This is a genomic window from Citrobacter sp. (assembly GCF_050252275.1).
In the GTDB taxonomy this organism is placed as follows: domain Bacteria; phylum Pseudomonadota; class Gammaproteobacteria; order Enterobacterales; family Enterobacteriaceae; genus Citrobacter_A; species Citrobacter_A amalonaticus.
On sequence record NZ_JBFWLF010000309.1, the window covers coordinates 1 to 5,245 of the forward strand.

Annotated in this window: 6 protein-coding genes; 3 read left to right on the top strand and 3 right to left on the bottom strand. The window is 49.5% G+C overall.

Going from position 1 to position 5,245, the window contains the following annotated elements:
* Together AB7E14_RS20120 and AB7E14_RS20125 are read right to left on the bottom strand one after the other, a co-directional pair.
* Positions 1 to 313: ACT domain-containing protein (locus AB7E14_RS20120; RefSeq protein WP_428169853.1), on the bottom strand; the 313-nt coding region annotated here is incomplete at its 3' end.
* Between the two features lie 55 nt (positions 314 to 368).
* Complete coding sequence (locus AB7E14_RS20125; protein WP_428169854.1) at positions 369 to 824, bottom strand: YchJ family protein; 456 nt, start codon at positions 822 to 824, stop codon at positions 369 to 371.
* Positions 825 to 935: 111 nt separating this feature from the next.
* On the opposite strand from AB7E14_RS20125, the gene rssA reads away from it, so the two are divergent.
* The 3 genes from rssA (at position 936) to galU (ending at position 4,059) form a co-directional block, all read left to right on the top strand.
* The gene (gene rssA, locus AB7E14_RS20130) at positions 936 to 1,844 is read left to right on the top strand and encodes a patatin-like phospholipase RssA (RefSeq protein ID WP_043000501.1); all 909 of its coding nucleotides are present in this window, start codon (positions 936 to 938) and stop codon (positions 1,842 to 1,844) included.
* A 92-nt stretch (positions 1,845 to 1,936) separates the two neighbouring features.
* Positions 1,937 to 2,950, top strand: a complete 1,014-nt coding sequence (gene rssB / locus AB7E14_RS20135) for a two-component system response regulator RssB (protein WP_043000502.1) — start codon at positions 1,937 to 1,939, stop codon at positions 2,948 to 2,950.
* Between the two features lie 200 nt (positions 2,951 to 3,150).
* The gene (gene galU / locus AB7E14_RS20140; RefSeq protein ID WP_043000503.1) at positions 3,151 to 4,059 is read left to right on the top strand and encodes a UTP--glucose-1-phosphate uridylyltransferase GalU; all 909 of its coding nucleotides are present in this window, start codon (positions 3,151 to 3,153) and stop codon (positions 4,057 to 4,059) included.
* Between the two features lie 139 nt (positions 4,060 to 4,198).
* Here the strand turns inward: galU and hns are convergent, their stop codons facing one another.
* Positions 4,199 to 4,612, bottom strand: a complete 414-nt coding sequence (gene hns / locus AB7E14_RS20145) for a histone-like nucleoid-structuring protein H-NS (protein ID WP_428169855.1) — start codon at positions 4,610 to 4,612, stop codon at positions 4,199 to 4,201.
* Positions 4,613 to 5,245: the final 633 nt, after the last annotated feature.

The window sequence follows — 5,245 nt, forward strand, 5'->3', positions numbered from 1 at the left end:
CTTTCATTAACAGATCGCCCAGACAATGCGCTTCTTTGGTGACCAGAATCACCACGCGACGGCGCCCGGCAGGATTCAACTCGCGAATGGAGCCTTCCGGTAAGGCGATATCCAGATCGGCCAGCAGCGTGGCGTCGTTAAAAATGCCTTCCAGTTCGGTGCGCATGAAAAAACGACCGGTGCGGTGGTCTACAAACTCATTGTTCTGCACGATATTCAGTTCATGTTTGTAGCAAATATTCGTAATACGCGCGATAAGCCCCTTCTGGTCAGGGCAGATGGTACGAAGCACTTTTCGTTGTAAAGAATGCATTGCAGCGGTAATCCTGTTGATGATGTTTGCTGAGTGAATACTGTCGGGCAATTGACTAGCCGCAGCATTTTTTAAATATTTTACCTGAGCCACAAGGGCAGGGGTCGTTGCGTCCAAATTGCGGGCGTGTACCATCGATATAGTACCACTGACCGTTTTCTTTTAAAAAACGAGAACGTTCAATGATCGCCCCTGGTTTTTCGTGTTCGCGAAAACGGGCGACAAAACTGACGTAACCGGTGTTGTCCGCCTCAGACACGGTGTGTTCGAAAACGGTCAGCCCCAGCCATTCAGTTGTGGCAAATCCGGCACTGATCTCATCCCGGAAACGGGCCGCGTGACAGGCCGAATGCCAGGTCCTGATCAAATAATCTGCGTCTTTCATCACAAAAGCGCAGTAGCGCGAACGCATGAGGTGCAATGGATCGGGTGCGACTTGCTCGCCAGACAGATATCGGTGGCAACATAGGCTATACTCGACTGCGCTACCACAGGGACAAAGCTGAGACACAAAAAACTCCCTGATAAAAAAACGGCGTATAAAAAAGCCTGGGTAGCACTATGTTAACTGAGCGTTGGAGATGTTGCTACGCCCGTAAGCCAGGGGAAGTTTGTCGGTCAAATGAGAAAAATGAAAATAGGTCTGGCGCTGGGCTCAGGTGCTGCGCGAGGCTGGTCCCATATTGGTGTCATCAAAGCCCTCAAACACATGGGCATTGATGTTGATATCGTCGCTGGGTGCTCCATCGGTTCGCTGGTTGGTGCCGCCTACGCCTGTAACAAATTGCCCGCGCTTGAAGAGTGGGTCTGCTCGTTCAGCTATTGGGATGTCCTGCGTCTGATGGATCTCTCCTGGCGTCGAGGCGGACTGTTGCGCGGCGAGCGCGTCTTTAATCAATATCGCAACGTCATGCCCGTGGCTGAAATTGAACAGTGCAGCCGTCGGTTTGCGACGGTGGCGACCAATCTCAGCACGGGGCGTGAATTATGGTTTACGGAGGGCGATCTCCATCTTGCCGTTCGCGCCTCCTGTAGTATTCCCGGCCTGATGTCGCCCGTCGCTCACAATGGCTACTGGCTGGTGGACGGCGGCGTCGTTAATCCGGTTCCCATCTCACTGACCCGCGCGCTGGGCGCGGATATTGTGATTGCCGTCGATCTGCAACATGACGCGCATTTGATGCAGCAGGATCTGTTGTCATTGAACGTCAGCGATGACAGCCCGGAGGGGGATAATGACGGACTTTCCTGGCATGCGCGCCTGAAAGAACGGCTGGGCAATATTACCGCCCGCCGTGTGGTGACAGCGCCAACCGCGATGGAAATCATGACCACCTCGATTCAGGTGCTGGAAAATCGTCTCAAGCGTAATCGCATGGCGGGCGACCCGCCGGATATCTTAATTCAACCGTTCTGTCCACAAATCTCCACCCTGGATTTTCATCGCGCCAGCTCTGCCATAGAAGCAGGGCGATTAGCGGTAGAGAAAAAGATGGACGAGCTTTTACCTCTGGTGCGTGCCGGCGTTTGACGCACCATTTTTAACTACACTTAAGCATATTCTGACAGGCGTGTGTGGCAATAGCATGCCACTATTGAGTAAAGCCAGTCAGGGGAGAGAACATGACGCAGCCATTGGTCGGAAAACAGATTCTAATCGTTGAGGACGAGCCGGTTTTCCGCTCGCTTCTGGATTCGTGGTTTTCCTCTTTGGGAGCGACAACAGCACTGGCGGCCGATGGCATAGAAGCACTGGACCGTTTAGCTGATTTCACACCCGATCTCATGATTTGCGATCTTGCAATGCCAAGAATGAACGGCCTCAGTCTGGTGGAGCATTTGCGTAATCGCGGTGACCAGACGCCGATTCTGGTGATCTCGGCGACAGAAAATATGGCGGATATTGCCAAAGCTTTACGTCTTGGCGTAGATGACGTCCTGCTGAAGCCGGTGAAAGACCTGACCCGACTGCGGGAAACGGTGTTTGCCTGCCTGTATCCGAATATGTTTAATTCCCGGGTTGAAGAAGAAGAGCGCCTGTTTCGCGACTGGGATGCGATGGTGGATAATCCTGCCGCCGCCGCAAAATTACTTCAGGAACTTCAACCTCCGGTGCAGCAGATTATTTCGCATTGCCGGGTCAATTACCGACAACTGGTTTCGGCGGATAAGCCTGGACTGGTACTGGATATCGCGCCACTTTCGGATAACGATCTCGCATTTTATTGTCTGGACGTTACCCGGGCTGGCGACAACGGTGTACTGGCGGCGTTACTCCTGCGGGCGTTATTTAATGGTCTGTTACAGGATCAACTTGCACATCAGAATCAGCGTCTGCCGGAACTGGGGGCATTATTGAAACAGGTCAACCATCTGCTTCGCCAGGCCAATTTACCCGGACAGTTTCCGCTATTAGTTGGCTATTATCACAGTGAGCTTAAAAATCTGATTCTGGTTTCTGCCGGACTCAATGCGACATTAAATACCGGATTGCATAATGTGCAGATCAGTAACGGCGTTCCACTGGGAACGTTGGGTAATACTTACCTTAACCAAATTAGCCAACGCTGCGACGCCTGGCAGTGTCAAATTTGGGGGGCAGGAGGTCGGCTACGTCTTATGTTGTCTGCGGAATGAACAATCGAGAGGGCGGATGCAAATTGACGTATCTGCCTTTCTCTGCGGGTGTTACTATCTGCGCCAGTCTTATACGTATTTATCTTAATTATACGAACACGCATCCTTTTCGGACCTGAGGCTTGTATCAGTCCTGATATACTCGATGCGATACAGATTGATGAACACGTTCAATACATGAACAGTCCAGGAGAATTTAAATGGCTGCCATTAACACGAAAGTCAAAAAAGCCGTTATCCCGGTAGCGGGATTAGGAACCAGGATGTTACCGGCGACGAAAGCGATCCCGAAAGAGATGTTGCCGCTGGTTGATAAGCCATTAATTCAGTATGTCGTAAACGAGTGTATTGCTGCGGGCATCACTGAAATTGTACTGGTGACGCACTCCTCGAAAAATTCGATCGAAAACCACTTCGATACCAGTTTCGAACTGGAAGCGATGCTGGAAAAACGCGTTAAGCGCCAGCTACTCGAAGAAGTTCAGTCTATTTGTCCGCCGCACGTCACGATAATGCAGGTTCGTCAGGGGCTGGCAAAAGGCCTGGGCCATGCGGTATTGTGCGCCCATCCCGTGGTTGGTAATGAACCTGTCGCGGTTATTTTGCCTGACGTTATTCTTGATGAGTTTGAGTCCGATTTATCCCAGGATAATCTGGCTGAAATGATCCGTCGATTTGATGAAACCGGAAATAGCCAGATTATGGTTGAACCGGTCGCGGATGTGACCGCATACGGTGTGGTTGACTGTAAAGGCGTACCGCTGGCACCAGGTGAGAGCGTGCCAATGGTGGGCGTTGTGGAGAAACCGAAAGCCGATGTCGCCCCGTCAAACCTGGCGATTGTTGGCCGCTACGTGTTGAGCGCGGACATCTGGCCTCTGCTGGCGAAAACCCCTCCAGGCGCGGGTGACGAAATTCAGTTGACTGACGCGATTGACATGCTGATCGAAAAAGAGACTGTTGAAGCCTACCATATGAAAGGAAAGAGCCACGACTGCGGCAATAAATTAGGTTATATGCAGGCGTTTGTGGAATATGGCATTCGACATAATTCGCTTGGTAGCGAATTTAAGGCCTGGCTCGAAGAAGAGATGGGTATTAAAAAGTAACCAGACGTTATAATTAACGAACTGAGACGGCGCTGACATCCAGCGCCGTTTTTTTATTCCAACGCTTGATGAGAAATCGGCAGATTGCAGGCATAATATATCCCGCAGAGCGCGGGATTTTAAGCAAGGAGATTACAGATTATTCCTTGTTCAGGAAATCGTCCAGTTGTTTACCTTGCTCTTCCATTGCTTTCTTGATCACTGCCGGAGTACGACCCTGACCAGTCCAGGTTTTAGTTTCACCGTTTTCGTCAACGTAGCTATATTTAGCCGGACGAGCTGCACGTTTAGCTTTGGTGCCGGATTTAACCGCCGCCATGCTATTCAGCAGTTCATTCGGATCAATACCGTCAGCAATCAGCATTTCACGATATTGTTGCAGTTTACGAGTACGCTCTTCAACTTCAGCGGCTGCCGCGCTTTCTTCTTCACGACGTTCGTTAACAACAACTTCTAATTTTTCCAGCATTTCTTCCAGCGTCTCAAGGGTACATTCTCTTGCCTGCGCACGAAGAGTACGGATGTTGTTCAGAATTTTAAGTGCTTCGCTCATTGTAGTAATCTCAAACTTATATTGGGGGTGGTTTGTTGAGCTAATAATAGAGCGTTAAATTCAGATGTGCAATAGCCAGGAATGTAAGGAATTCAAAATTGCCCTTTATTTTTTGCCTGCAATAAATATCCGAACTTAAATTTTTCTTGAAGGAACGCACAAAAAAAGGCTTATTGGCTGAGCGGTTACTCCTTTTTTCAGGCGAGAACATCCGGATTCAGGTCACATTTTCACATGATGAAATAGACGTTCATTGTAGTGATTTCAACCTTTTGTATTAGTTTTGTTGATGGGCACAGTCTATTACTTCGCAACAGTTATGTAGAACAGTAACAATAAGTTCAGGGTTTCCATTAGGTCAGTGTTGATAAGCAGCGTTGATGAATATCAAACGCACATTACGACAAGAATGGGAGCCGCCGCGCATTGTTTGTTCAATTGTTAATTCGTATTTTCCGTACATTCGGCCCTACAGATTTTTCTCGCGCCGGGAGAGGGAGGCGGAGGATATAGCCAACGAGAACAGAACCTGGCACCGATAACGATTGAAATTATGCTACACTGCGCCCCGTCTTTATTTCACTTTGGTGAGGGTCTGTAGCCGATGGCACAGCTATATTTCTACTATTCAGC

What these genes read in the sequence shown, in the direction of transcription:
- rssA (WP_043000501.1), top strand. Translation starts at nt 936, where the DNA reads ATGAGAAAAATGAAAATAGGTCTGGCGCTGGGCTCAGGTGCTGCGCGA.
- rssB (WP_043000502.1), top strand. Translation starts at nt 1,937, where the DNA reads ATGACGCAGCCATTGGTCGGAAAACAGATTCTAATCGTTGAGGACGAG.
- galU (WP_043000503.1), top strand. Translation starts at nt 3,151, where the DNA reads ATGGCTGCCATTAACACGAAAGTCAAAAAAGCCGTTATCCCGGTAGCG.
- hns (WP_428169855.1), bottom strand. Translation starts at nt 4,612, where the DNA reads ATGAGCGAAGCACTTAAAATTCTGAACAACATCCGTACTCTTCGTGCG.